The 21,883-nt window shown below is 63.5% G+C and carries 20 protein-coding genes; 5 read left to right on the top strand and 15 right to left on the bottom strand.

Annotation, left to right across the window (positions count from 1 at the left end):
- Window positions 1-242 precede the first annotated feature (242 nt).
- The 6 genes from IZU87_RS03135 to IZU87_RS03110 all read right to left on the bottom strand — a co-directional run bounded on the left by IZU87_RS03135 (window position 243) and on the right by IZU87_RS03110 (window position 7,326).
- Window positions 243-1,172, bottom strand: a complete 930-nt coding sequence (locus IZU87_RS03135) for a branched-chain amino acid ABC transporter permease (RefSeq protein WP_199852415.1) — start codon at window positions 1,170-1,172, stop codon at window positions 243-245.
- A gap of 73 nt (window positions 1,173-1,245) precedes the next feature.
- Complete coding sequence (locus IZU87_RS03130; RefSeq protein ID WP_043334657.1) at window positions 1,246-2,133, bottom strand: branched-chain amino acid ABC transporter permease; 888 nt, start codon at window positions 2,131-2,133, stop codon at window positions 1,246-1,248.
- Between the two features lie 107 nt (window positions 2,134-2,240).
- Window positions 2,241-3,422, bottom strand: coding sequence for an ABC transporter substrate-binding protein (locus tag IZU87_RS03125; RefSeq protein WP_213113660.1), 1,182 nt, complete (start codon window positions 3,420-3,422; stop codon window positions 2,241-2,243).
- 246 nt (window positions 3,423-3,668) lie between these two features.
- Complete coding sequence (locus tag IZU87_RS03120) at window positions 3,669-4,442, bottom strand: ABC transporter ATP-binding protein (RefSeq protein WP_474373301.1); 774 nt, start codon at window positions 4,440-4,442, stop codon at window positions 3,669-3,671.
- 8 nt (window positions 4,443-4,450) lie between these two features.
- Window positions 4,451-5,284, bottom strand: coding sequence for an ABC transporter ATP-binding protein (locus IZU87_RS03115; protein WP_213113643.1), 834 nt, complete (start codon window positions 5,282-5,284; stop codon window positions 4,451-4,453).
- 659 nt (window positions 5,285-5,943) lie between these two features.
- Window positions 5,944-7,326, bottom strand: a complete 1,383-nt coding sequence (locus IZU87_RS03110; RefSeq protein ID WP_213113642.1) for an L-serine ammonia-lyase — start codon at window positions 7,324-7,326, stop codon at window positions 5,944-5,946.
- A 258-nt stretch (window positions 7,327-7,584) separates the two neighbouring features.
- On the opposite strand from IZU87_RS03110, the gene IZU87_RS03105 reads away from it, so the two are divergent.
- From IZU87_RS03105 to IZU87_RS03095, 3 genes are all read left to right on the top strand, one after another.
- Window positions 7,585-8,595 carry a LysR substrate-binding domain-containing protein gene (locus IZU87_RS03105; protein ID WP_082388931.1) on the top strand — a complete coding sequence of 337 codons (1,011 nt, stop codon included), beginning with the start codon at window positions 7,585-7,587 and terminating at the stop codon, window positions 8,593-8,595.
- Between the two features lie 153 nt (window positions 8,596-8,748).
- Entirely contained in the window at window positions 8,749-9,483 is a 735-nt protein-coding gene (locus IZU87_RS03100; protein ID WP_107335965.1) for a hypothetical protein, read from the top strand.
- Window positions 9,484-9,896: 413 nt separating this feature from the next.
- On the top strand, window positions 9,897-10,223 hold the full coding sequence (locus IZU87_RS03095; protein WP_054557224.1) for a S24/S26 family peptidase: 327 nt from the start codon (window positions 9,897-9,899) through the stop codon (window positions 10,221-10,223).
- 211 nt (window positions 10,224-10,434) lie between these two features.
- Here IZU87_RS03095 and rpoD read toward each other — a convergent pair whose 3' ends face one another.
- From rpoD to rpsU, 3 genes are all read right to left on the bottom strand, one after another.
- Window positions 10,435-12,273 (bottom strand): RNA polymerase sigma factor RpoD, encoded by a 1,839-nt coding sequence (gene rpoD, locus IZU87_RS03090; protein ID WP_043334650.1) that lies wholly within the window; start codon window positions 12,271-12,273, stop codon window positions 10,435-10,437.
- Window positions 12,274-12,599: 326 nt separating this feature from the next.
- Complete coding sequence (gene dnaG, locus IZU87_RS03085) at window positions 12,600-14,696, bottom strand: DNA primase (RefSeq protein WP_213113641.1); 2,097 nt, start codon at window positions 14,694-14,696, stop codon at window positions 12,600-12,602.
- A 228-nt stretch (window positions 14,697-14,924) separates the two neighbouring features.
- A complete protein-coding gene (gene rpsU, locus IZU87_RS03080; RefSeq protein WP_024951433.1) occupies window positions 14,925-15,140 on the bottom strand; it encodes a 30S ribosomal protein S21 in 216 nt (71 codons plus the stop codon).
- 425 nt (window positions 15,141-15,565) lie between these two features.
- Here rpsU and tsaD point away from each other — a divergent pair, with 425 nt between their 5' ends.
- Window positions 15,566-16,606 carry a tRNA (adenosine(37)-N6)-threonylcarbamoyltransferase complex transferase subunit TsaD gene (gene tsaD / locus IZU87_RS03075; protein WP_213113640.1) on the top strand — a complete coding sequence of 347 codons (1,041 nt, stop codon included), beginning with the start codon at window positions 15,566-15,568 and terminating at the stop codon, window positions 16,604-16,606.
- Between the two features lie 180 nt (window positions 16,607-16,786).
- Here the strand turns inward: tsaD and folK are convergent, their stop codons facing one another.
- The gene (gene folK / locus IZU87_RS03070; RefSeq protein WP_213113639.1) at window positions 16,787-17,326 is read right to left on the bottom strand and encodes a 2-amino-4-hydroxy-6-hydroxymethyldihydropteridine diphosphokinase; all 540 of its coding nucleotides are present in this window, start codon (window positions 17,324-17,326) and stop codon (window positions 16,787-16,789) included.
- Complete coding sequence (folB, locus tag IZU87_RS03065) at window positions 17,323-17,700, bottom strand: dihydroneopterin aldolase (protein WP_213113638.1); 378 nt, start codon at window positions 17,698-17,700, stop codon at window positions 17,323-17,325. Before folB ends, folK begins: the two co-directional genes overlap by 4 nt.
- 161 nt (window positions 17,701-17,861) lie before the next feature.
- On the opposite strand from folB, the gene IZU87_RS03060 reads away from it, so the two are divergent.
- A complete protein-coding gene (locus tag IZU87_RS03060) occupies window positions 17,862-18,482 on the top strand; it encodes a glycerol-3-phosphate acyltransferase (RefSeq protein ID WP_213113637.1) in 621 nt (206 codons plus the stop codon).
- A gap of 213 nt (window positions 18,483-18,695) precedes the next feature.
- On the opposite strand, the gene IZU87_RS03055 is transcribed toward IZU87_RS03060, so the two are convergent.
- From IZU87_RS03055 to apaG, 4 genes are all read right to left on the bottom strand, one after another.
- Window positions 18,696-19,940, bottom strand: a complete 1,245-nt coding sequence (locus IZU87_RS03055; protein ID WP_213113636.1) for a tRNA nucleotidyltransferase/poly(A) polymerase-related protein — start codon at window positions 19,938-19,940, stop codon at window positions 18,696-18,698.
- 91 nt (window positions 19,941-20,031) lie between these two features.
- Window positions 20,032-20,358, bottom strand: a complete 327-nt coding sequence (glpE, locus tag IZU87_RS03050; protein ID WP_054557228.1) for a thiosulfate sulfurtransferase GlpE — start codon at window positions 20,356-20,358, stop codon at window positions 20,032-20,034.
- Window positions 20,359-20,436: 78 nt separating this feature from the next.
- Complete coding sequence (locus IZU87_RS03045) at window positions 20,437-21,276, bottom strand: symmetrical bis(5'-nucleosyl)-tetraphosphatase (RefSeq protein WP_043334635.1); 840 nt, start codon at window positions 21,274-21,276, stop codon at window positions 20,437-20,439.
- Window positions 21,277-21,347: 71 nt separating this feature from the next.
- Window positions 21,348-21,728: a Co2+/Mg2+ efflux facilitator ApaG/CorD gene (gene apaG, locus IZU87_RS03040; protein WP_043334633.1), complete on the bottom strand. Its 381-nt coding sequence runs from the start codon at window positions 21,726-21,728 to the stop codon at window positions 21,348-21,350.
- Window positions 21,729-21,883 lie beyond the last annotated feature (155 nt).

The raw sequence follows: 21,883 nt of genomic DNA, 5'->3' as shown, positions 1-21,883 counted from the left end.
TCGAGCATGCAATCTATACAGCGAGATGGCAAATGGCGGCTATCTCGCATGGCGTGCTCATTGCTGAGTCGAGGATCTGGGACCGGCGTATCCCCCTCGATATACAATGGCATTTAAGTCCATCCTATTTGGGGTGGACTTTTTTTATGCCTGCAGACAGCGACAAGTCATTGATTTCTTTGCTTCAGAGCACGATGGGCCACTCACACTGTCTTGCTTCCCCCCCTCTCGCTTCTCGCCACTCATTTTTCTTCCCGCTGCTGACGACGCGCGATCCAGCGCTGACATTCCCCGATGATGCCGCTGCGGAAGCTGAGCACGCAGACCACGAAGATGGCGCCCAGAATCACGCTGACCCAATCCCCCAGCGCGGATTGCGCCAACTGATGCTGCAGCCCGATGACCAGCCCGGAGCCCACCAGTGGCCCGAGCAGCGTGCCGACGCCGCCCAGCAATGTCATCAGGATCACCTCCCCCGACATGTGCCAGCTGGCATCACCCAGCGAGGCGAGCTGGAACACCAGCGTCTTGGTCGCTCCCGCCAGGCCTGCCAGCCCCGCCGACAGCACGAAGGCCACCAGCTTGTAGGCATCGGTGTGATAGCCCAGCGAGATGGCGCGCGGTTCATTCTCGCGGATGGCCTTCAGCACCTGACCGAAGGGGGAATGCACCACGCGCCGGATCAGGGCAAAGGCCGCCACGAAGATCGCGAACACGAAGTAATAGAGGGTGTGGTTGTTCGCCAGATCGAACACGCCGAACAGCTCACCGCGCGGCACGCCATGCAGGCCATCTTCTCCGTGGGTGAACGGCGCCTGGATGAAGAAGAAGAACATCATCTGGGCCAGGGCCAGCGTGATCATCGCGAAGTAGATGCCCTGCCGCCGGATGGCCAGCGCCCCGAACAGCGTCCCCAGCACTACCGCGCCGAGCGTACCGGCCACGATGCCCAGCGCCGGACTCAGGCCCGGATATTCCGCGAGCAAGAAGCCGGTGATATAGGCGCCCGTGGCCAGGAAGGCGGCATGCCCGAAGGACAGCAGCCCCACGAAGCCGAGCAGCAGATTGAAGGCGCTGGCGAACAGCGCAAAGCACAGAATCTTCATCAGAAAGACGGGATAGGCGACCCAGGGTGCCAGCAACCCGAGCAGGAACAGCACGAGATACAGCATGCCCAGCGGGGTGATTCTGCGCGGCGCGCTGCCTGCACGCGCGGCCTGGTGATCCTGTTGCAGTACGGCCATGTCAGGCCTCCTTTCCGAACAGCCCGGCAGGGCGAAGCATCAACACCATCACCATCACCACGAAGATCACGGTATTGGCGGCCTCGGGATAGAACACCTTGGTCAGCCCCTCGATCAGCCCCATCGCAAGCCCGGTGAGGATGGCGCCGAGAATCGAGCCCATCCCGCCGATGACCACCACCGCGAACACCACGATCAGCAGGCTCGAGCCCATGGTCGGCGAGACGGGATACAAGGGCGCGGCCAGCACGCCGGCGAAGGCGGCAAGCGCCACGCCGAGTCCGTAGGTCAATGACACCATCAAGGGCACATTGATGCCGAAGGCCTGCACCAGCTCGGGATTCTCGGTTCCCGCGCGCAGATAGGCGCCGAGGCGCGTGCGCTCGATCAGGAACCAGACTCCGAAGCAGACCACCAACGCCGCCACCAGCACCCAGGCGCGGTAGGTGGGCAGGAACATGAAGCTCAGCTTGAAGCCGCCACTCAGCGCCTCGGGGATCGGATAGCTCGACCCCGAGACACCGAACAGATTCACCAGCGTGCCCTCGAAGATCAGCGCCAGCCCGAAGGTCAGCAACAGGCCATAGAGGTGATCAAGATGCTGGATGCGCCGCAGCAGCAGACGCTCGACCACGATGCCCAGGGCCCCTACCACCAGCGGCACCACGATCAGCGCCGTCCAGTAGTTGAGCCCCAGATATTGCGCTCCCAGCAGCGCCGCGAAGGCGCCCAGCATGTACTGGGCACCATGCGCGAAGTTGATGATGCGCAACAGACCGAAGATCACCGCTAGCCCAAGGCTCAGCAATGCATAGAAGGCACCGTTGATCAGCCCCAGCATCAGCTGACCGAACAGCACCATCAGGGGTATTCCAAAAATCATGGTCATCCGCACATTCCTTTTCAGCGCCCATTCGCGTCAGCCGCTCGGCGCTGCCGATCATCCGACCGGCAGCGCCATGTCATACCCCTCAGCGACTCGACTGACGTTCGGCTTCAGCCCTTGACCAGCTCGCACTGGCTGTCCGCCAGCGGTCGGTAGGCTTCAGCGCCGGGAATGGTGCGGATCACGTCATAGACATCCCACTCGCCTTGGGACTCGGAGGGCGCCTTGACCTTGACCAGATACATGTCATGCACCATGCGCCCATCGGCACGGATGGTGCCGTTGTTGGCGAACATGTCGTTGACCGGCGTCTCGCCCATTCTGGCGCGCACGGTGGCGGTGTCATCGCTGCCGGTGGCCGCGACCGCATTCAGGTAATGCAGGGTGCTGGAGTAGATACCGGCCTGCACCATGGTCGGCATGCGCTCATTGCGCTCGTGATAGCGCTGGGACCAGGCGCGTGTCTCGTCATTGAGGTCCCAGTACCAGCCGGTGGTGAGCTGCAGCCCCTGCGCCACCTCAAGCCCCAGGGCATGCACGTCATTGAGGAAGATCAACAGCCCCGCCAGCGACTGCCCCGCCTGCACCACGCCGAACTGACTCGCCGTGGTCAACGCATTGACGGTGTCCGACCCGGCATTGGCCAGCCCGACGATCTTGGCCCCGGAGCCCTGCGCCTGCAGGATGTAGGAGGAGAAATCACTGGTCGGGAAAGGATGGCGTACCTTGCCGACGATGGTGCCGCCGTTCTCGTTCACCACCTTTTCCACATCGCCTTCCAGGGCATGACCGAAGGCGTAGTCCGCGGTCAAAAGGAACCAGCTGTCGCCGCCTTCATCGACGATCGCCTTGGCCGTGCCGTGCGCCAGCGGATAGGTGTCATACACCCAGTGGACATGATTGGACGTGCAATGCTCATTGGTGATGCTGGAAGCCGCCGAGCCGGAAACGATACCCAGCGTGTCCTGTTCGGCGAGAATCCGCGTCACCGCGATGCTCACCGATGAGGCCACCAGCCCGGCGACCATGTCGACATTCTGCTGATCGATCCAGCCGCGCACCGTATTGGCACCGACATCAGCGCTGTTGCGGTCATCGGCACTCAATACCTCGATCGGCATGCCGTTGACGCTGCCGCCGAAGTCCTCGACGGCCATCTTGAGCGCATCGAGACCGCCCGGGCCGGCCAGGTCACGATAGGTGCCCGACATGTCGGCCAGATAGCCGATCTTGATCACGCCGTCGCTGATATCGGCCTGCGCGATTCCTGCCGACAGCAGTGACCCCATCATGAGCGCGGACAGCGGCAACAGGCGCCGGCGTGTGGCCGCCGTGATGCGGCGTGACAACGGTGACGCGGCAGGGGTGGCGTTGGATGTAGCAGTGGCGTTGGATGAAGCGGTGGCGTGCATGACATCTCCAGACCGGATTGCCCGGCAATATTGTGATTGTTGTGATGAGACGTACGGACTTCAGATTGGCGAGTGAAAAGGCCGTGCATGGCGGCCAGCCCTGTGCAGCTCAGCTCGAGCGGGAGCTCAGACCCCCAGTACCTTGTGCAGATATTCGTGGCGGGCCGGCAATTCGGCCGCGCTGATCTCTTCCAGAATGGTGCCGTGCTCCATCAGGTAATGACGGTCGGCCAGCGGTGCAGCAAAGCGGAAGTTCTGCTCCACCAGCACGATGGTCATGCCGCGCGCCTTCAGCATCATCAGTACTTCGGCCAGCTTCTGGTTGATGACCGGCGCCAGACCCTCGGTGATCTCATCCAGCAGCAGCAGGTCTGCCCCGGTGCGCAGGATGCGCGCCAGCGCCAGCATCTGCTGCTCGCCACCGGAGAGACGCGTGCCCTGACTGGTGCGCCGCTCATGCAGATTGGGGAACAGCGCATAGAGCTCATCCAGCGACAGGCCCTGGCCTTGGCTCTGGTCATGTCCTGTGCTCCTGACCAGCGGTGGCAGCAGCAGATTCTCCTCGACGCTCAGGCTGGCGAAGATGCCACGCTCCTCGGGGCAGAAGCCGACACCGAGGTGGGCGATGCGATGCGGCGCCAGCCCCATGCTGTCCTGCCCCTTGATGAGGATGTCGCCGCTGCGCCGGCCGACCATGTTCATGATCGCGCGCAGCGTGCTGCTGCGACCGGCCCCGTTGCGCCCCAGCAAGGTCACCAGCTCGCCGCGCCGCACCGTCATGTTGACGCCATGCAGCACATGGGACTCGCCATACCAAGCGTTCAGCTCGCGCAGGCAGAGCTGCTCTTCCCCCAGCGGCGAGTTGGCCGCCGAGGCTTGCCTGTCCGTCGCCTGCTCCATAACCACCGTCATGAAACCTCCTTGTGCTCATCCGCCGTGGACTCGGGCACTTCACTGCCCAGATACGCTTCACGCACCTCAGGATTGGCCGACACGCTGGCGTAGTCGCCTTCCGCCAGCACCCGGCCGCGCGCCAGCACGCTGATGCGATCGCACAGACGGCTGACCACGCTCAGATTGTGCTCGACCATCAGCACCGTACGGCCCCGCGCCGCGACACGAATCAGCTCGACCACGCGGTCCACATCCTCGGCGCCCATGCCCTGGGTCGGCTCGTCCAGCAGCATCAGCGTGGGCTCAAGCGCCAGCGTGGTCGCCAGCTCCAGCGCGCGCTTGCGGCCATAGGGCAGACTGGCGGTCACACGGTGAGCGTCATCGCGCAGCCCTACCTGCTCCAGCAGATGCAGCGCCTGCTCGTTCAGGCTGTCGAGGCTGCGTTCCGGCTTCCAGAAATGAAACGAGGTGCCCTGGGGGCGCTGCAGGGCGACCCGCACGTTCTCGAGCACCGTCATCTGGGAAAACACCGCCGATATCTGGAAGGAGCGCACCAACCCTAGGCGCGCGATCTCATGCGACTTCATGCGAGTGATGGATTTGCCGCGATAGAGAATCTCGCCGCGGGTGGCCGGCAGAAAGCGCGTCAGCAGATTGAAGACTGTCGTCTTGCCGGCGCCATTGGGGCCGATGAGGGCATGGATATGCCCTTCCTGCACCTGGAGATTGACGTCATCGACGGCCGTGAAACCCCGAAAATCCTTGCTCAAGCCACGCGTCTCGAGAATCGGGGCTGTCGCTGATGCGCCCCCGCTGGCACGCGACCCCTGAATGGGCGGTGATGGCATGTCAGTACTCCGTCCTGACCGGCAAGCCGGTGGTCTGTGTCTTCCAAGAGACATGAGGGCTGTTCGTCAGCGCGGATGCTCGCAACATCGCGGCTCGTCATCGATACGCAGCATCAACAGGCGCTATTCACAGGCGCCATCAACAGACGCCACCGACAGGCCCTCGATACGCTCCATCGTTGCGATCAGCGCAACTGACGTTAACGTAAACTAGAACAGCGAGAGGCGCGCTGCCAGCGGCAAGCGCGCTCACTCGACCAATAGCCGATATATCAGCGACTTCTTTACAACGCAGCCCTCCCGAGACATCTCAAGGCTGGCAGATTCCCCCGCCAAACCGAGCCGAACAGTCGAGATGAGCGCTATTTCCGCCATAAAAAAGACGCCTGTCCGTCGCGGAATACCGCGCCGAAGAGGCGTCAACGAGGGTTGCCGAGATCATGACCTCTGGCCGGAGATCATGTACCTGACAAGAGACAACAGGTTTGGCCGGAGGCGGCAGGCCTCCGGCGGAAAGTCATGGCAGTTCGACTCAGGCTCACATCACACAGGTTCACATAGCGTGGGTTAAATTCACGCAGACTCAATTCACGCAGACTCAATTCAGTCAGACTCAATCCAGTCAGAGTCGGTGAACCTGCCAGTGGCTAGCGGCCGTATCAGCATTCGATGGCGTTGACCGCGAGACCGCCCTTGGAGGTCTCCTTGTACTTGTCCTGCATGTCGCGGCCGGTGTCACGCATGGTGCGGATCGCCTTGTCCAGCGAGACGAAGTGATCGCCATCGCCGCACATCGCCATCTGGGCGGCATTGATCGCCTTGACCGAGGCAATCGCATTGCGCTCGATGCAGGGAATCTGCACCAGGCCGCCGATCGGGTCACAGGTCAGCCCCAGATTGTGTTCGAGACCGATTTCCGCCGCGTTCTCGACCTGCTCCGGCGTCGCGCCCATCAGCTCGGCAAGCCCGGCGGCCGCCATGGCGCAGGCGGAACCCACCTCGCCCTGACAGCCGACTTCCGCGCCGGAGATGGAGGCGTTCTTCTTGCACAGGATGCCCACCGAGGCTGCCGTGAGCAGGAAGTCGACCACGTCCTCCTCGCGAGCATCTTCCTGGAATTTCATGTAATAGCTGAGCACCGCCGGAATGATGCCGGCCGCGCCATTGGTCGGCGCCGTCACCATGCGACCACCGGCCGCGTTCTCTTCATTGACCGCCAGCGCGAACAGGTTGACCCAGTCCATCGCCGAGAAGGTCGAGGTGATGATCGACTTGCTGGATTCCACATCCAGCAGACGTGCATGCAGACGCTTGGCACGGCGCTTGACGTTGAGACCGCCGGGCAGCACGCCTTCATGCGTCAGGCCGTTGTCGATGCACTCATTCATCACTTCCCAGATGCGCCATAGCCCACGACGCACCTGGGTCTCACTGCGCAGCGCACATTCGTTGGCCATCATCAGCTCGCTGATGCGCATCTTGTGCATGCGACATAGCGCCAGCAGTTCATTGGCGGTGTTGAATTCATACGGCAGACGCAGGCTTTCGTCTTCCAGCAGCGGGTCACGCGCGGCCTCGACTTCGTCGACCACGAAACCGCCGCCCACCGAGTAATAGACATTGCGATACAGCTCATCGCGATGGCCGTAGGCGATCAGACGCATGGCATTCGGGTGATACGGCAGCGGCGCATCGTGCCACTGCATGTCACGCACCCATACGAAGGGCACCGCGATGCGGTTGTCGAGCAGCAGTGTCTGGGACTCCAGCAGCTCTTCGATGCAGGGGTCGATGATCGCAGGGTCGATCGTTTCCGGCAGCTCGCCCATCAGGCCGAGGATGGTCGCCTTGTCGGTGCCGTGGCCTACGCCAGTGGCAGACAGCGAACCATGCAACTGCACCTCGATGCGCGCCACGCGCTCCAGCCGGTCACGCGAGCGCAGGGTCTCGACGAACTGCGCGGCAGCCCGCATCGGGCCGACGGTGTGCGAGCTGGAGGGGCCGACACCGACCTTGAAGAGATCAAATACACTGATGGACATGACAACACCTCATCTCGGAAACTCGCCGCGCCTGAGCGCCTGCCAGTGGATGAGGCAATGATGATGGATGGGGGCGGGATGCGACAAACCATAAAAATTGGTCGTGGGTTTAGCCTGACTAAACCCTATGCATCAAAAACGGCGTAAACTATGCTCTTCGCGCCACCTTGTGCCCTGATGCCTTTAGCTATCACCGCCATCTGGCCATCGCGGCTTCTCCCTCACTATCTGCCTCCAGCGCTTGCATGAGACCCGCCCATGACGTCTTCCCTCGACAACACGCCTGGTACTGGCCCCGCCGCGCCGCCGACGGCGACCGGCACGCCCGCCACCACACCGAGCCTGCGCCACCTGAATGGTCAGACCCATGCCTGGCTGCAGGTATTCGCCTGCGCCGCGCGTCACGGCTCCTTCACGCGTGCGGCGGAAGAACTGCACGTCACCACCGGCGCGGTGAGTCAGCAGATCAAGCAGCTGGAGGAGCGGCTGGGCTTCAAGCTGTTTCTGCGTCGTTCACGCGGACTCGAGCTGACAGGGGAAGGCGCGCGATTGGCGCGCGTGGTGGAGCAGTCCTATAGCGCGGTGGGACTGGAGGTCAAACGGCTGCGCAGCGGCTTGATGAGCGGTGTACTCAGGTTGCGTTCGGTGCCGTCATTCCTCTCCAAATGGCTGGCGCCCAGACTGCCGCGCCTGCAGGCACGCTTTCCGGATATCGAGCTGCACGTGCGCGCCGAGGACAGTGACTCGCCGCTGCGCGAGGGTGATTTCGAGCTGGCGGTCGACCTCAACGACGGCCACTACCCGGGAATGCAGGTCACCGACCTGATGGAAGAGGAGATCTTCCCCGTCTGCCATCCCGGCCTGATGCGCGGCCGCCCGCCACTGCGCAGCGCAGAGGACCTCGCCTGGTATCCGCTGCTGCACGACATCACCGCCTGGCGCGGCAGTCACGACCACGCCGAGTGGGAATTCTATCTGGCCAGCATCGGTGCGCCCGAGATCAACGTTCAGCGTGGCTATACCTTCAACCGCAACCACCTGTCGATGGAAGCTGCCATCGCCGGCATGGGAGTCGCGATGGCAAGGCGCACGCTGATCACCGACGAGCTGTCGCGCGGCACGTTGATCGCGCCCTTCGCGCAGCGGGTACTGACCGGCAAGCGCTACGTCATCGTCCATCCCCACGGCACCCTCGATGATGGCCGCATCCAGGCCGTGCATGACTGGATCGTCGAGGAAGCCGAGCGGGATCGGTTACGTCAGAGCTGACGAACATTTCCGCTCGGCGCAACATCGATGCTGAAATGGAATCTCACAGTTTTCTTACCAGAATATTAACTGAGCACCTTTGCATCGTTATAATGAGCAGGCAAACAACACCCTCACCCTGACTGGCAGTCCATGGACTGTCCGGAGAGTCCCTTGTCTCGCCTGACTTCGCATACCCAGCACCATAACGCTGTCCCGCTCCCCATCAGCGCCGAACAGCCGCTGTATGGGCGCAAGCCCACTTCGCTCTTCATGCAAGCCTGCCTGCGCCTGGCCATCTATGCGCCGCTGGTGGCCGCGATGATGTCGCTGGTCATGCATGATGCCCACCACTTCGGTGATGTCGGCTTCAGCGAAGCCAGCTGGACAGAACACATGCAGAGCACTCTGCTGGCCTTGAGCGCAGCCACCATGTGGCTGGTGCATTCACGCCTGCCGGACCTGCGCACCATCAGCCTGCTGCTGTTCGGCCTGTTCGCGGCGTCCCTGATCCGTGAACAGGACGCCCTGCTCGACGGCATGATCGGCGATGGCAGCTGGCAGTTCCTGGTCAGCGTGGTCGCGATACCGGTCATCATCGGCGTATGGCGCAACCGCAGCCGCTTCATTGCCGAGTTCGAGCACTTCGGGCGCAGCTTCGCGTTCGGCCTGTTCGGCGCCGGCTTCCTGGCGACCTACGTCTTCTCACGCCTCTACGGTCGCTCGGAATTCTGGGAAACCCTGATGGGGGACTCCTACCTGCGTTCGGTCAAGAATGCCGCCGAGGAAGTCACCGAACTGTTCGGCTACACCCTGATGGCCATCGCCGTGATCGAGATCGTGCTGCTGGCGATCCGCATGGGCCGCCAGCGCCGCGCCCTGCTGCGTGAGCTCAACGCCAACGACTGAGCCCGGCAGCAAAACCCTCTTGCCGAGCTGCACGCAAGACCTGGCGCACGACCGTCACTTCGCCCTGCCCCATGAAACAACGCGAAGTGACGTGACATGACATGAAGCACAGCACGAAGCGCAAGAGACAGACAGACCCGTGACTCTCCCAAAAGCCGCTGCTCACCTGAGCCGCGGCTTTTTTCGTTTCTACTCTCAACAGGCTTCGCGAGACAGTCTTCTCTCGACAGGCTGCGCTAGACAGCCGACTCTCGATAGCCATTGCGCGAGGCGCTGACTGGAAACGGCTGGATATCAAATGAGAATGATTATATTTTACTAAGCAGTGGATACAATTCAACTATCGCCACTGCCACAGGAAAGCACCGACAGGATCTTGACCGTGTCATGCCCTCATTCTCAAGGAGCCTCACATGCGCTGGTTCAGTAGCTACCGCTTGCACGGTCATAGTCTTGCCCCCAGTCTCCCGCAGCACAGCCTCATCATCAGCATGCGCTGGCCCAGTCGCTGGCGATTGACGCCCGGCGCCACCGTCGTGGTGGAACATCCCAGGCTCGGCCAGCTGGTCAAGCGCCTGCATCGCATCGACGACAACGGCCGCCTGTGGCTGCGCGGCGAGCATCCCGACGGCTTGAGCAGCGAGCAGATGGGGCCGGTCTCCCGTCAATGTATCAAGGGCCGTGTCGTCTTCAGCGTGGCGGCAACGCCTTCGTCTCACCAGCTGCGCCACGGCGCCTGATAGCCCCACAGGGCACATCACGCAGACCTTTAACGACGCAGTTCGAAGGTGGTAAGGTCCGTAAAGACAAGCCTGAAGGCGACACAGCCCGTAGAGAAAGACCCGCAACGTAAAGCCCACAAACGACAACGCCCGCCTCCCATTCGCATGGGGGCGGGCGTTGTCTTGTCAGCGAGGCCAGCAGTTGAGGCGTGGCCCCGAGCGCTTCAGATCACTCTTCCATGAAGGAACGCAGTGACTCGGAGCGTGACGGGTGACGCAGCTTGCGCAGCGCTTTCGCTTCGATCTGACGGATACGCTCACGGGTGACATCGAACTGCTTGCCGACTTCCTCGAGGGTATGGTCGGTGTTCATGTCGATACCGAAACGCATGCGCAGCACCTTGGCTTCACGTGCGGTCAGGCCGGACAGGATGCCACGGGTCGCTTCGATCAGACCTTCGCCGGTGGCGGAGTCGATCGGCGAGACCATGGTGCCGTCCTCGATGAAGTCACCCAAGTGCGAATCATCATCGTCACCGATCGGCGTCTCCATGGAGATGGGCTCCTTGGCGATCTTGAGCACGCGACGCACCTTGTCTTCCGGCATCTCGAGGCGTTCGCCCAGCTCTTCCGGCGTCGGCTCGCGACCCATTTCCTGCAGCATCTGACGCGAGACACGGTTCAGCTTGTTGATGGTCTCGATCATGTGCACCGGAATACGGATGGTGCGCGCCTGGTCCGCGATGGAGCGAGTGATCGCCTGACGGATCCACCAGGTGGCGTAGGTCGAGAACTTGTAACCACGACGGTACTCGAACTTGTCCACGGCCTTCATCAGACCGATGTTGCCTTCCTGGATGAGATCCAGGAACTGCAGACCACGGTTGGTGTACTTCTTGGCGATGGAGATGACCAGACGCAGGTTGGCCTCGACCATTTCCTTCTTGGCACGACGCGCCTTGGCTTCACCGATCGACAGGCGACGGTTCACTTCCTTCAGCTCGCTGACCGGCAGCTGGACCATGTCCTGCTCGAAGGCGATCTTGCGCTGGGCACGCAGCACGTCGGCACGGAACGGCTCGAGCTTGTCGGCGTACTTCTTGCTGCCACCGATGAAGCTGTCGAACCAGTCCATGTCGGACTCGTGGCCCGGGAAAGCCTTGATGAAGCTCTTGCGAGGCACCTTGCCGCGCTTGACGAAGATCTGCAGGATGACCTTTTCCTGCTCGCGCACCTGCTCGACGGACACGCGAACCTGGCCGACCAGACGCTCGAAGTGCTTGGGCACCAGCTTGATCGGCGAGAACAGCTCGGCAAGACGGTCCTGCTCGGCTTTCGCCTCGGCAGAGCCGGAACCGTACTTCTCGATGGCGGCCTTGGTCGCTTCGTTCTGCTCACGGATCTGCTCGAAGCGGACGCGGGCCAGCTCGGGGTCCGGGCCGCCTTCAGAGGCGGAATCGTCGTCTTCGTCTTCGTCGCCTTCGGACTCTTCGCCCTCGGGAATCTCTTCGACTTCCTCGACTTCGACTTCAGCGACACCCGGCACGCCTTCGTCAGGGTCGATGAAACCGGAGAAGAGATCGGACAGACGTCCGCCGTCTTCGCCCAGAGTGCCGTCGTAGGCTTCCAGGATGGAGTCGACTGCCCCCGGCAAGAATGCCAGCGACGACATCACCTCACGCGTGCCCTCCTCGATCCGCTTGGCGATCTTGATTTCGCCTTCGCGGGTCAGGAGTTCCACGGTGCCCATCTCACGCATGTACATGCGGACGGGGTCGGTGGTGCGTCCCACATCGCTTTCCACCGCGGCGAGAGCGGCAACGGCCTCTTCGGCGGCAGACTCGTCAGTGGAGGAATCAGACATCATCAAGGTATCGGCATCGGGCGCTTCTTCCGCGACCTTGATGCCCATATCGTTGATCATGCTGATGATGTCTTCCACCTGTTCGGGATCAGCGATATCCTCGGGCAGGTGATCGTTGACCTCGGCATAGGTCAGGTAACCCTGTTCCTTGCCGCGCGCGATCAACTCCTTGAGACGCGACTGCTGCTGCGCATTACCAGCCATAGAACCCCTATCTCGACGAAGAAGAATGAAGCACCTGGACGCGACGCGGCTCAGCGAGTGAGCATGGCGCCGGTATAGGGACGAAGAGAGCATCAAGCGCACCAGTATAGCGTGCCATCAGGAGATGCTGCCAGCGGCGTATTTGCCGGACCATCCAGGTGTGTTAGCGTTATCGGTTACGTTGCGGCAGTCCGCATCGGGAGCTACCTCATTAAATAGTGGGCATGAGTGCGTCTTTCAAGGCCATGGGGCGTATTTTCCTGCGCCATCGCCTCAGCTCTCACGGCATTTCCACCATTGTCGGCCTTCCTGGCACCGAGACTGCGTCAGCGCCGTGTTGCCAGCTCCATCAGCAGGGCCATCAGCCGCTGCTTCTCTTCTGCCGACAACTTCTCGCCACGCTTTTCCTTGGCCAGCAAGGCCTGATATTCCGCTTCCGGCGTGGTGCGCGCCTGCTGATGCTGGCAATGCTCCACCAGCCCCTTCAGCTCTTCGCTGCGCACGTCACGCGGAATCAGCAATTCCCGGGCTGCCAGCTGCTCAAGTCTCGGCCCCTGTGCGGTACCGAGGAAGTGCGCCAACAGCACCTGAGGCGAACGATACTGCCCCGCCTTCAAGAGACGCACCACATCGTTCAACAGCTGCGCATCCTCACTGTCGGCCGGCTCGCCCGCTCCTTCGATCCACTCATTGGTGTCAGGTAGCTCGGCGACCAGCTGCGGCTCGTGCACCAGAAGATGCAACAGGCGCGTCAGCATGCTGACCGAGGTGCGCTTCTGAGACCTGGCCGGCGTCGCGCGCGCGGCTTGAGCGCCCTGTCCCGCAGGCATCTCGCCATGCGACTGCCAGTCATCCGGCTGCCAGCCATCGGGCTCGCTGTCGCCGAAACCGGCATCTGCCATCGCCTCCAGCGACGACCACTCGTCCTGCGCGTCACTCAGCGTCGCGCCGTCCTGAGGACTGGCAGCGGGCGCTGAGCGCGGTGCCGAGTGTGTCGCGCCGGGCTGACGTTGTTGCGGTTGCGAACGCTGCTGTTGCTGAGGGTGCTGTCGTAGCTGCTGGTGCTGACGCAGCCGTGCCTGCTGGGCTTCACGCGCCGCGGCGCGCTCCACCAGCATGGCGTCCAGCCGCTCACGCTCCAGACCACTGCGCCGCTCCAGCTCCTTGAGCAGCAGCGAGCGCAGCACCCCTTCGGGCACGCGCGAGATCCACTCCAGCGCCTGGGTCACGAACCGCTCGAGCTGCTCCATGCGCTTGAGGTCGCGTCCTTCCGCGGCCTGCTCGAACAGGAACTCGGAGAGCCCGGAGGCGCAGGTGACACGCTTCTCGAATGCCTCCTGACCCTCGCTACGCACCAGGGAATCCGGGTCCTCGCCTTCCGGCAGGAACAGGAAGCGCGCCTGACGCCCATCGATCATGACCTCGAGCACAGTTTCCAGCGCGCGGCGCGCCGCCTGGCGGCCGGCCTTGTCGCCGTCGAAGCAGAACACCACCTCATCGACCAGGCGATAGAGGCGCTTGAGGTGCTCCTCACTGGTCGCGGTGCCCAGGGTCGCGCAGGCATTGCGAATGCCGTACTGCGCCAGCGCCACCACGTCCATGTAGCCTTCGACGATCAGCATGCGTTCCAGCTTGCGATTCGCCTCACGGGCTTCAAACAGACCGTAGAGCTCGCGCCCCTTGTGGAAGACGGGAGTCTCGGGAGAATTCAGGTATTTGGGCTTGGCATCGCCCATCACGCGACCGCCGAAGGCGATGGTGCGGCCTTTCCAGTCACGGATCGGGAACATCACGCGATCGCGGAAGCGGTCATAGCGGCGACCGCTTTCCTCGTGATGGATCAGCAGACCGTATTCGATCTGCACATCCTCGCTGACACCCAGCTTGCTCAGGTGATGCTTGAGGTGCTCCCAGCCTTCCGGCGCGAAGCCGATGCCGAAGTCGCGCATGACCTCACGCGACAGACCACGGCCTTCCAGATACTCACGTGCAGGCTGCGCGGCCGGTTCCGTCAGGCGCTGACGATAGAAGTCCGCGGCCGCCTCGAGCAGATTGACGCCCTCTTCGCGGGCCTGCTCGCGACGCTGGCGCTCACGACGCTCGTGCGGACTCTGGTTGCCGCCTTCGCGCGGCACTTCAAGCGCCAGTCGCGAGGCCAGCTGCTCCACGGCCTCGGGGAACGGCAGGCGATCGAACTCCATCAGGAACTTGAGGGCACTGCCGCTCGCCCCGCACCCGAAGCAGTGATAGAACTGCTTGTCCGGGATGACGTTGAACGAGGGAGAGTTTTCCTGATGGAACGGACAGAGGCCGACATAGCTCTTGCCGGCCTTCTTCAGCTGGACGCGCTCACCCACCACCTCGACCACGTCGGTGCGGGCCAGCAGATCGTCAATGAAGCCTTGGGGGATGAGACCAGCCATGATTCGCCAGAAGTCGTGGAAAAACGGACTGACCGCAAGATAGTGTCGGCTCAGCAAAGTGAGCGGCTACCTTCGGGTCAGGCCATTCCTCGAGTTAGCGACATGCGCCAGGCAACGGCACACGGCTCGAGAACAAACGGACCACTAGAGACAAAAACAAGCGGCCACCGTGAGGCAGCCGCTTGGTGTCCTTCCAGAGAGCAGAATATCACTCCCCAAAAGTACGGATCAGTAGAGACGCTCGAAACGCTTGCGCTCACGCTGAACCTTCTTGGCGTGGCGCTTTACAGCGGCCGCCTGCTGACGCTTGCGAACAGCTGTCGGCTTCTCGTAGTGCTCACGACGACGCACTTCGGAAAGAACACCGGCTTTTTCGCAGGAGCGCTTGAAACGGCGCAGGGCGACGTCGAACGGCTCGTTGTCACGTACTTTAACTGAAGGCATTAAACACTCACCTACCTTGAGATCATGAGTTCGGTTTGAACGCACATCCGGTGCAGCCACTCCTCAGGAGCCACCAGCCAGCGACGGTAAACCGCCACCTGCAGGTCGATCCAGCATCAATCAGTCGCCTGCGACACCACCGGTGAGGGTAGCCGTCGCTGGCTGGAATCATGATTCGGGGAGCTTTTGCGGAGTGGTCGGATGCACGACCCAGTCTTGCAGAGTGCCATATTCTAGACACCCGCCCCCGGCTTTGCAAACGCGGAAACCGGAAATCCTCTCTGCCTCAACGCCAGCTGGCGCGACACCCGTGCTCACAGCCAGTAGAATGTCGCGCATTCACGGCACACACGCCTCTCGGGCTCGCTCAGGCAGCCTCGCTGGTCGTGCCGCCCTCTACTTCTGATATTTCCTGAGAGTCAGCCATGCGTGTGCTCGGCATCGAGACTTCCTGCGACGAGACCGGCGTCGCCATCTACGACACGGACCAGGGCCTGCTTGCAGATGCCCTCTACAGCCAGATCGCCATGCACGCCGAGTTCGGCGGCGTGGTGCCGGAACTGGCGTCGCGTGATCACACTCGCAAGCTGCTGCCGCTGATCCAGCAGGTGATGGATGAGGCGCAGCTGAAGGCCGCTGACATCGATGCCATCACCTATACCGCAGGCCCGGGCCTGGTCGGCGCGCTGATGGTCGGCGCGTCCACCGCGCATGGCCTCGCCAAGGCATGGGGAGTGCCGGTGCTCGGCGTCCACCACATGGAAGGCCACCTGCTGGCGCCGATGCTGGAAGACGATGCACCGGAATTCCCCTTCGTGGCGCTGCTGGTCTCCGGCGGGCACACCCAGCTGGTCGCGGTGCGCGGACTGGGCGAATACGAGCTGCTCGGCGAGTCCGTGGATGATGCCGCCGGCGAAGCCTTCGACAAGGCCGCCAAGATGCTGGAACTGCCCTACCCCGGTGGCCCGCAGGTCGCGAAGCTGGCCGAACAGGGCGACCCCAGGCGCTATCGCTTCCCGCGCCCGATGACGGACCGCCCGGGCCTCGACTTCAGCTTCTCCGGCCTCAAGACCCACACCATGGTCACGCTCAAGAAGGCCAAGGCTGCGGATGACCTGGATGAGCAGCACTGCGCCGATATCGCACGCGCCTTCGAGGAAGCCGTGGTCGACACCCTGGTCATCAAGTGTCGTCGCGCACTGGACCAGACCGGCCTCAAGCGCCTGGTCGTCGCCGGTGGCGTGAGTGCCAACGCCCGCCTGCGTGAGCGCCTGAGCCATGAGCTGACCAAGCGCAATGCCCGCGCCTACTACCCGCGCGGCCGCTTCTGCACCGACAACGGCGCGATGATCGCCTACGTGGGCGCGCAGCGCCTGAATGCAGGCGAGCAGGACACCGGCCCGATGAAGGCCGTGCCGCGCTGGCCGCTGGACAGCCTCGCGGCCCCGAGCACAGCGCAGGACTGAGGCTCAGTCCTGCCAGACGCCAGCGCCCTGCCAGACGACAGTACCCTACCAGACAACAACGCCCTGCCGATGAGAATCGGCAGGGCGTTGTCATTGAGGGGCCGGTCACACTCACCGCCGGACACTGACACCAGCAATATGGCGCCTGATAGCGTCAGGCTGGGACATCAGAGAGCAGCGTCAGACCGTGGCATCAGCGTGAGAGATCATGCGGCAGCGCCAGCTGAAGTCCACCGGCCACAACGGCTGCTGTTCGGCGCGCCCGGCGGCCACGAACGCCTTCCACAGCGAGGCGTAATCCTCGCCGGTGACGGGGTGGCGCTCTTCGCCGAACGACTCGGCCAGCGGCAGCAGCACGAAGGCATTGCGATCGACCTCATCGCGCGGCAGCATCACGCCATCGATCTCTCCTGTCAGGGTACCGACGGTCAGCAGGTCCAGATCCAGGGTGCGCGGACTGAACTTGGCGCTGTTCTTGAGGCGACCATTGGCCAGCTCGAGCTGCTTGCACCAGGCCTGCAATTCGCCGACGCTCCAGTCACTCTCGAAACCCGCGACCAGATTGAGGAAGTTGCGCCCGTCGACGAAGCCCACCGGCTCGCTCTCGTAGACGGAGGACAGCGTCAGGTTGCCGAAGGTCGCCTCCAGCGCATCCAGGCAGACCCGCACATGATGCTCGCGCTCGATATTGCTACCGATGGAGATCAGCACCAGACTCATGCCGGCGCATCCGAGACGGTCTCGAGGCTGCCGCGCACGATACGCACGCCAACGGCGGCGGCTTCCGGCACGGCGCCCGGCTTGCGTACCGTCATGGTCAACCAGGGAATGCCGAACTCTTCACGCAGCAGCGCTGCCAGGCGCTCGGCGAAGGCTTCCACCAGCTCGAAGTGGCTCTCTTCGGCGAAGGTCTGGATGCGCGCGCTGATGGCGGCGTAGTCCAGGGTGTGCGTCAGGTCATCGTCGGCAGCTGCGGCACGAATATCCGTGGCCATTTCCAGATCCATCACCAGACGCTGGCGAATGGTACGCTCCCAGTCATAGACACCAATCACGGTTTCCACGGCCAGAGCCTCGATCAGCACACGATCCACGGCGTTACCTCTATGCTTGTCGAATGAACGAATAAAAACGACGCCCAAGGCCCCGCCATCATGCGACTGATTCTACTGCACCCGGCCCCTGCTTGGCCAAGCTGCCTGCCCCTCTCTCCCTGCCTGTGTGCGACACCTCGGGCACGCAGCGAGTCGACAGCATGCTGACGGGCCTGATCGAGTGGGCCGCGCAACTGGCCGCCTGGCAACAGCTGAGCCTGCTGATGGCCGTGGCCTATGCCAGCGGTTCGGTGCTGGGCGCGGTGTGGATCTGTCAGCGACTGGGGCTGGCCGACCCACGCCTGGCGGGGTCCTTCAATCCGGGCTTCTCCAATGTGCTGCGGCTGCATGGCGCGCTGCCCGCCGCCCTGGTGCTGGTCTTCGATGCCGCCAAGGGCATGCCGGCACTCTGGCTGGGGCTGGCGCTCTCGCTGCTGCCCTGGGCACTGGGATTGATCGGGCTGGCCGTGCTGATCGGCCACAGCCTGCCGCTGTGGCACCGTGGCCATCGCGGTGGCAAGGCCGTGGCCGCTGCCTTTGGCGTGCTGCTGATGCTGGCGCCGGGCGTCGCCTTGAGCTGCGCCGCGCTGTGGGTCGGGCTGGCCTGGCGACTGCGCACGGCGGCCATCGCCTCGCTGGTGGCCGGACTGGCGGCCCCCCTGTTCAGCCTGTGGCTGGCGCCGCAGATGAGCGGCGTGATTCTGGTCTTCGCCAGTCTGATCGTGATTCGTCATGCACTGAATCTGCGCCGCCTGAGCGATGGCAGCGAGCCGCGCCTGTAAGCATGCTTTGCTCACACGCAGCGCACTGCTCATGAAAGACACGCTCTGCTCACACGCTGCGTTCCGCTTATAAAAACACGCTCTCCCTCACAAAACCCTTCCTGCGGCCAAGACGCAAAAGCCCCAGCGCAGGGCCGGGGCTTTCGGGGTCATATACTCGGATCATTTGCTCAGAGCAGGTGCTCAGGCCAGGTGCTCGGCAGCGGGCGGTGATCAGTGACTGTGTCCGCAGCCGCAATGAGGCGCGTGCACTTCCGGCATGGCCTGCCATTCGCTCAGCGCCTGCTCGATGGCATGCTGGCGCTGCTCACTGAGCGCACGCCCGATCTCCGCCCCTTTCAGGCCCTGTTCGACCAGAGACTGCGGCGACACCGCCGTCGCGGCTTGCCAGACGGCATTGCCCAGCCGCGCCAGGCCCTTGTCCTCGACGGCCAGCAGGGCCACCAGCACCGACTGGCGCTCGCCACGCCGCCAGGCATCGACACCATCCAGCCAGGCCTTGAGATCGGCTGCGCTAACGCCACCTTCCCGCCGCGAGGCCTCGTTCAATTCCCGGCACAGACGTGCCTGCTGGGCGGCGTCACGCACGGCGCTGGGCAGGCGCAAGTCCTGCGCCAGGGCATCGATCTCGTCGCGTGACAGGTGCTCCACCAGGCGCGCCATGCGCCAGCAGACCATCTCCGCCTCATCGACCAGCTGACGCGGCAGGCGGTCCAGACGCGCCAGCGCCGCTGTGAGCTGTTCGGCATCGCGGGTCAGCGGCGGCATCAGCACCGCCAGCGCTCCCAGCTCATCGAGCAGCTGGAAGTAGGCCTCGGGACTGGCCTCGCCCAGCGCCTTCTCGGTCTCCTTCCAGACCCGCTCGGCCACCAGATGCGAGACCTCACCGCTCTCGACCATGGCGACCATCATCTGCCGTGTCTCCTCCGCGACCGTGAAGCCGAGCCCCTGATAGCGCGCCAGAAAGCGTGCCACGCGCAATACGCGCAGCGGGTCTTCACTGAAGGCGCTCGAGACATGACGCAACACGCGCGCCTCGAGATCCGCCAGGCCACCGTAGGGGTCGATCACCTCGCCCTGCCCCGGCGTGCTGTCGAGCGGCTCGGCCATGGCATTGATGGTCAGGTCGCGACGAATGAGGTCCTCTTCCAGCGTCACATCGGGGCTGGCATGCACGCTGAAGCCGACATACCCGTGGCCGGACTTGCGCTCGGTACGCGCCAGCGCGTACTCCTCCTGGGTCTGCGGATGCAGGAAGACCGGGAAGTCCCGTCCGACCGGTCGGAAGCCACGCGCCTGCATGCCTTCCACCGTCGCGCCCACCACCACGAAGTCGCACTCGTGCCACGGCCAACCCAGGCGCGCATCACGCACCGCGCCGCCCACGCGATAGACCTGAAGCCCGCTCAACAGGCGGTCACGCGAATCGGTCAGTGAAGAAGGCGTCGTCTGAGTCATGCGAATGTCCTTGCCCTGCGGCACGAGATACAAAGCTGAATGAGGAAAGCGAGGAAGTACGACCAGTGATGGCAGTCACGTGCAGGCGGCGTCAGCTACCGCTCTCGACGTCATCGCCATGCGTCAGTTGGTACTGGGTAAAGCCACCATCGAGGGAATAGACCTTCTCGAAGCCCTGCCCCGCCAGCCAGGCGGCGGCCTGCTGACTGGAATGGCCGTGATAGCAGACCACCACCAGCGGCTTGTCGCGCGGGGTGTCTTCCAGGATGGCACCGGCACTGGCGTTGTCCAGATGACGGCTGCCCGGGATACGCCCCTGCGTGAAGCTGAGCGGATCGCGGATATCGAGTACCACGAGCGACGGGTCGCGTTGACGCCAGTCACTGAGGGTTGCGAGATCAAGATGTTCGAAACTCATGCGGACTCCGCTTGTTGAGTAAGGGAAAGGCATTCGCTAGCGACGGCAGACCTGCTGTCACTGGCGACGGGAGGGCGCTCAGCGCGAGGTCAGCGCCGGCTCGAAGACGCGCTCTTCCGTCTCGAGATTGAGCGCCGTCAGGCCACCGCCCCACACGCAGCCGGTGTCCAGCGCCTCGACATCCTGACGCGCCGCCGGCGTCTCGCCTTCCAGAGCAGCCCAGTGACCGAACAGCAGGCGCGGCGAATCATCCCAGGCCCCTTCGGGACGCGGGTACTGGAACCAGGGACGGCACCCCTCCGGCGCGCTGTCCAGTCCTTCCTTGGCCGCGAAATCCAGTCGGCCATCACTGTGCAGAAAGCGCATGCGCGTGAAGACATTGACGATGCAGCGCAGGCGCGGCGTGCCTTCGAGATCCTCCTGCCAGCGGTCCGGCGTATTGCCGTACATCTCGCCGAGAAAGCCTCGATAGTCGTCGCCCGCCAGCACGGCGTGCGCTTCGCGGGCATAACCGGCCGCCTGGTCCAGCGTCCAGCTCGGCAACACGCCGGCATGGCTCATCACCGTGCGGCGATTGCCGACCAGCGCATCCACCATCAGCGGCTGACGACGCAGCCAGTCCAGCAGCTCCTCACGGTCCGGCGCCTCGAGAATCGGCGTCAGCGTATCGGAGCGCTTGTGGCGGCTGAAGCCTTCGGCCACCGCCAGCAGGTGGAGGTCATGGTTGCCCAGCACCACCCGCGCATCATCGCCCAGCGACTTGACCAGACGCAGGCACTCCAGCGAGCCCGGCCCGCGATTGACCAGGTCTCCCGCCAGCCACAGCACATCGCGCCCCGGCGTGAAATCGAGGCGCTGCAACAGAAGTTCAAACTCTTGATGGCAGCCCTGCAAATCGCCAATCGCCCACTGCGTCATGCCCACTCCCTGACCGCCGTGGCGGCCTGACTTGCTGTCTTGAATACGAAACGCTGCGTCACGCGGCCACCCTAGTGAACCTGATGCGGACCGGCGAGACGGAACGGTGCGATGGCGACCTCGAAGGTGCGCGCATGGGTCGCGTCACAGAAGGTATAGGCCCCCTGCATCACGCCGACCGGCATGTCGAGCACGGCGCGCGAGGTATAGCGAAAGCTCTCGCCGGGCGCGATCAGCGGCTGCTTGCCGACCACGCCCTTGCCACGCACTTCCTGCTCATCGCCGCTGCCCTGGGTGATCTTCCAGTAGCGCGCCAGCAGCTGCACGGTCTCATCCGTCCCGTTGTGCACGGTGATGGTGTAGCGGAACACGTGTCGGTTCTCGCTCGGACGACTCTCGTCGGCGCAGTACTCGGGTACGGCGTCGATACGGATGTCCGCCACGCTACTCATGCGTCGTGGTCGCTGGCGTTGCGGGCGTCGCCCTTGGCATCGCTCTCGATATCGAGACGCTCGCCACTGTCACTATTCCCATCACTACCACTGGCACTGTCGGCTGCCGGCGCACCGTGACCGACATTGCTGCGCGGACGCTTCTTCGGTGCCTT

It is taken from the genome of Cobetia sp. MC34, assembly GCF_018340035.1.
Taxonomy (GTDB): Bacteria; Pseudomonadota; Gammaproteobacteria; order Pseudomonadales; family Halomonadaceae; genus Cobetia; species Cobetia amphilecti.
Note: the sequence above shows the minus strand (reverse complement) of the source record. Positions and strands in the feature narration are given on the sequence as shown.

What these genes read in the sequence shown, in the direction of transcription:
- IZU87_RS03095 (WP_054557224.1), top strand. Translation starts at nt 9,897, where the DNA reads ATGCGCTGGTTCAGTAGCTACCGCTTGCACGGTCATAGTCTTGCCCCC.
- apaG (WP_043334633.1), bottom strand. Translation starts at nt 21,728, where the DNA reads ATGAGTAGCGTGGCGGACATCCGTATCGACGCCGTACCCGAGTACTGC.
- IZU87_RS03125 (WP_213113660.1), bottom strand. Translation starts at nt 3,422, where the DNA reads ATGATGGGGTCACTGCTGTCGGCAGGAATCGCGCAGGCCGATATCAGC.
- IZU87_RS03110 (WP_213113642.1), bottom strand. Translation starts at nt 7,326, where the DNA reads ATGTCCATCAGTGTATTTGATCTCTTCAAGGTCGGTGTCGGCCCCTCC.
- rpsU (WP_024951433.1), bottom strand. Translation starts at nt 15,140, where the DNA reads ATGCCTTCAGTTAAAGTACGTGACAACGAGCCGTTCGACGTCGCCCTG.
- glpE (WP_054557228.1), bottom strand. Translation starts at nt 20,358, where the DNA reads ATGAGTTTCGAACATCTTGATCTCGCAACCCTCAGTGACTGGCGTCAA.
- IZU87_RS03120 (WP_474373301.1), bottom strand. Translation starts at nt 4,442, where the DNA reads ATGGAGCAGGCGACGGACAGGCAAGCCTCGGCGGCCAACTCGCCGCTG.
- folK (WP_213113639.1), bottom strand. Translation starts at nt 17,326, where the DNA reads ATGAGTCTGGTGCTGATCTCCATCGGTAGCAATATCGAGCGCGAGCAT.
- IZU87_RS03060 (WP_213113637.1), top strand. Translation starts at nt 17,862, where the DNA reads ATGCTGACGGGCCTGATCGAGTGGGCCGCGCAACTGGCCGCCTGGCAA.
- IZU87_RS03130 (WP_043334657.1), bottom strand. Translation starts at nt 2,133, where the DNA reads ATGACCATGATTTTTGGAATACCCCTGATGGTGCTGTTCGGTCAGCTG.
- tsaD (WP_213113640.1), top strand. Translation starts at nt 15,566, where the DNA reads ATGCGTGTGCTCGGCATCGAGACTTCCTGCGACGAGACCGGCGTCGCC.
- IZU87_RS03045 (WP_043334635.1), bottom strand. Translation starts at nt 21,276, where the DNA reads ATGACGCAGTGGGCGATTGGCGATTTGCAGGGCTGCCATCAAGAGTTT.
- IZU87_RS03105 (WP_082388931.1), top strand. Translation starts at nt 7,585, where the DNA reads ATGACGTCTTCCCTCGACAACACGCCTGGTACTGGCCCCGCCGCGCCG.
- dnaG (WP_213113641.1), bottom strand. Translation starts at nt 14,696, where the DNA reads ATGGCTGGTCTCATCCCCCAAGGCTTCATTGACGATCTGCTGGCCCGC.
- IZU87_RS03115 (WP_213113643.1), bottom strand. Translation starts at nt 5,284, where the DNA reads ATGCCATCACCGCCCATTCAGGGGTCGCGTGCCAGCGGGGGCGCATCA.
- IZU87_RS03135 (WP_199852415.1), bottom strand. Translation starts at nt 1,172, where the DNA reads ATGCTGTATCTCGTGCTGTTCCTGCTCGGGTTGCTGGCACCCTGGGTC.
- IZU87_RS03055 (WP_213113636.1), bottom strand. Translation starts at nt 19,940, where the DNA reads ATGACTCAGACGACGCCTTCTTCACTGACCGATTCGCGTGACCGCCTG.
- rpoD (WP_043334650.1), bottom strand. Translation starts at nt 12,273, where the DNA reads ATGGCTGGTAATGCGCAGCAGCAGTCGCGTCTCAAGGAGTTGATCGCG.